Consider the following 2,446-nt stretch of genomic DNA (forward strand, 5'->3'; position numbering starts at 1 on the left):
GGCAGGGTGTCGGCGACCCCGCAGGCAAGGACGAGCCGCCGGGCTTCCACCGAGGCGCCGTCATCCAGGGCAAGCGCGAACCCGTCGAGCTCACCGCCGGCTGCGACGCAGCGGCCGGCGTGAAAGTCGACGGTGGGATAGGCGCTGAGTTGGCGCAGACCTTCGCGCATGATCTGGGCCGGCGGGACGCCGTCCTGCCCCAGGAAACCATGGGCGGCTTGTGCGAACCGGTTGCGGGGCTCGCCGGCGTCCACCAGCAGTATGCGGCGTCGCGCCCGCGCCAACTGCATGGCCGCTGAAAGGCCGGCGAAATTCCCTCCCACGATCACCACGTCATAACGCATCACAGACACCTCTTTCGGAACACTAGAAGTTACATATGTGCGCGACCCTTGGATCATGCAACAAGGCAAGTGCCGTGATCCAATGGTCATTCCCCGGTCTATGAGGAAGCATGCGACCCGACAGCCGCCTCTCGCGAATGCTCCACGCCCTGCTGCACATGGAGGCGGCGGGCGGCCCGATGACGTCAGAGAGCCTGGCCCGGATGCTGGCGACCAATCCCGTGGTCGTGCGCCGCACCATGGCCGGCCTGCGCGAGCAGGGGCTGGTGACGTCCGAAAAGGGGCACGGCGGCGGCTGGGTCCTGGCCCGGCGGCTGGAGGAGGTGACCCTCCTGGACATCTATGCGGCGCTTGGCGATCCGCGGCTGTTCGCCATCGGTCTGAGCGCCGACCGGCCGGAGTGCCTGGTGGAGCAGGCGGTGAACGCCGCGGTGGGCGATACGCTGGCGGAGGCCGAGGCCCTGGTCCGCCAGCGGTTCGCCCAGGTCACCCTGCGCGACCTTTCCCGGGACTTCGAAGATCGTCTCCGGAGCCTGCGCCCAGGCCGCTGACCCCGGAGCCTCGGCGGGCCTTAATCCACGATGGCGGAATAGATCAGGCTCTTGAGCTGGCCGCGGAAATTGAACGTGCCCGACGGCATCAGCTGGGTCATGAAGACCAGGGTGAGGTCCTCCTTGGGGTCCACCCAGAAGATGGTCGAGGCCGCGCCGCCCCAGTAGTAGTCGCCAGCGCCCAGGGAGGCGGTCTCCACCTGGCCCATGGTCGAGGCGAAGCCCAGGCCGAAGCCCACGCCTTCGTTGGAGGTCTCGGAAAAGGCGCCGATGGCCAGCTTGGTCAGGTCGCCGCCGCCTGGCAGGTGGTTCATGTGCATCATCTCAAGCGTGCGCGGCCCCAGGATGCGATGGCCGTCCAGCTCGCCGCCCCGGCGCAGCATGTCGGTGAACCGGCCATAGTCGGCGATGGTCCCGGTGAGGCCGCCGCCGCCGGACTTGAAGCCGGGCTCCTTGCAGAAGTCGCTGTCGGCCGGGTCGTCGATCAGCTTGAGCCTCTTGTCCGGCCCCCGCTGATAGTTGGCGCAGAACCGCTCGACCTTGTCCGGCGCCACCTGGAAGGCGGTGTCCACCATGCCCAGGGGCTCGAAGATCTCCTCCTGCAGGAACTGGGCGAAGGGCTTGCCGGAGATGATCTCCACCAGGGCGCCGCAGATGTCGGTGGAGAGGGAGTACATCCAGCGCGTGCCCGGCTGATAGAGCAGGGGCACCTGGCCGAGCTTGTCCATGAACTCGTGCATGGAATCCGCCCCGCCGACCGAGCGCACCTTGAGGGCGCGATAGATCTTGTCCACGGGATGCTGCAGCCCGACGCCGGGCAGACCGCCGCCATAGGTGAAGCCGCCGGTATGGGTCAGCACGTCGCGGAAGGTCACGGGGCGGTGCGGGGCCTCCGTGACCATGTCCTCGCCCTCGCCGGAGATCCAGACGCGGTGGTTGCGCCAGGAGGGGACGAAGCGGCTGACTGGATCGGTGAGCTGAAAATAGCCGCGCTCATAGAGCATCATGAGCGCCACCGAGGTGATCGGCTTGGTCATGGAATAGATGCGGAAGATGGCGTCGTCCCGCATGGGCTTGCCGCGCTCCAGGTCCATGGAGCCGAAGGTCTTCTGGTAGGCCACATGGCCGTGGCGGGCCACCTGAACCTGGCAGCCCGCGATCTTCTGCGGGCCGATATAGTTTCGCTCCAGGTGGTCGGCGATGCGCTCGAGCCGACCAGCGTCAAGTCCCGTCCATTGGGATTGGGCGTCCATGTGAAATCCTCCCGTCAATCGCGGCGTTCTAATTGACGCCATCATGCGGCGTCGCGGGCGGGCGGCCAAGGGCTTCCTACACGGCGGCCTGCGCCGGTTTTCGCCCGGCTGCGACCTGCTCTAGGCTTGGCGCCCGAACAAGGAGGAAGCCGATGGATGATCTGATGGCCCTGGGCCGCGGGGTGGGGGCGCAACTGAAGGCGCGGGGCGAGACCGTGGCCGTGGCCGAGAGCTCCTCCGGCGGGCTGATCTCGGCGGCCCTGCTGGGGATGGGCGGCGCCTCGGCCTACTATCTGGG

General features: G+C 67.7%; 4 protein-coding genes. 2 read left to right on the forward strand and 2 right to left on the reverse strand.

Translation table 11 applies throughout. The features are described 5' to 3' along the window. A partial coding sequence (locus V7D28_RS14865) for an FAD-dependent oxidoreductase (RefSeq protein ID WP_333588159.1) occupies positions 1–344 on the reverse strand: 344 nt, incomplete at its 3' end. A gap of 110 nt (positions 345–454) precedes the next feature. Here V7D28_RS14865 and V7D28_RS14870 point away from each other — a divergent pair. Further along, positions 455–895 (forward strand): Rrf2 family transcriptional regulator, encoded by a 441-nt coding sequence (locus tag V7D28_RS14870; protein ID WP_333588160.1) that lies wholly within the window; start codon positions 455–457, stop codon positions 893–895. A 20-nt stretch (positions 896–915) separates the two neighbouring features. On the opposite strand, the gene V7D28_RS14875 is transcribed toward V7D28_RS14870, so the two are convergent. Beyond that, a complete protein-coding gene (locus V7D28_RS14875) occupies positions 916–2,148 on the reverse strand; it encodes a serine hydrolase domain-containing protein (protein WP_333588161.1) in 1,233 nt (410 codons plus the stop codon). 164 nt (positions 2,149–2,312) lie between these two features. Here V7D28_RS14875 and V7D28_RS14880 point away from each other — a divergent pair. After that, positions 2,313–2,446: CinA family protein (locus V7D28_RS14880; protein ID WP_333588162.1), on the forward strand; the 134-nt coding region annotated here is incomplete at its 3' end.

The organism is Phenylobacterium sp., from assembly GCF_036723115.1.
Lineage (GTDB): Bacteria > Pseudomonadota > Alphaproteobacteria > Caulobacterales > Caulobacteraceae > Phenylobacterium.